Here is a 658-nt window from a genome sequence, read left to right on the forward strand (position 1 = left end):
GCGGCTTTCAGTTGGGCTACGTTGGCGGCATCGGTGTCTTGCTCACCGGCTTTCACTCCGCTGATTTGCGTGTTACCTGCGTCAATACCTGACGAAGTGATGTTCACATCACCTGCTTTGAGGCCGCCTGAAGTCAGCGCTACATCGTTGCCGACTTTAACACCGTCGTTGTTCAACACGGTTTGGCCGGTGGTTACGCTGCCGTTGCTGCCCAGGTTGACGGTTTCGGCCAGCTTGATACTCAAGGTGTCGGTGCCGTTGGCGACAACCGCGATGTTGTTGTCGGTTAAGTTGCCGGTGGCGCCGCCTTTGAGGTTAACGGTGGTGCCGAGTTTGCGCTCGACATTGCTGCCGCTGTCGCCTGCGAAGGTTAACGGGCTGTTCACCGCGCTGTTCAGTTTGGTTAAGGCATCGCCTACGTTTTTGGCAACGGTGCTGCTGCCGGTGGCCGGGTCGATGATGGTGTAGGCCGGGGCGCTGACGGTGCCGTCGGCATTCACTACAGAACCGCCGCCTAAGGCGTTGGCTACGCTGTCAGCCGTGCCGTACAGTTGGCCGCCGTTAACGGCTTCTTTGCTGCCGGAGGCTACGCTGCCGTTTTCCAAACCGCTGATCTTGCCGTTAGTACCCACGGTTAAGCCGCCTGCTTTAAGGCCGT

General features: G+C 59.0%; 1 pseudogene. It reads right to left on the reverse strand.

Annotated features, from left to right (window positions below):
• Nucleotides 1-658 (reverse strand): annotated as a pseudogene (locus NQ012_RS12860) (hypothetical protein); the annotation flags it as partial.

The organism is Neisseria dentiae (genome assembly GCF_024580525.1).
Lineage (GTDB): Bacteria > Pseudomonadota > Gammaproteobacteria > Burkholderiales > Neisseriaceae > Neisseria > Neisseria dentiae_A.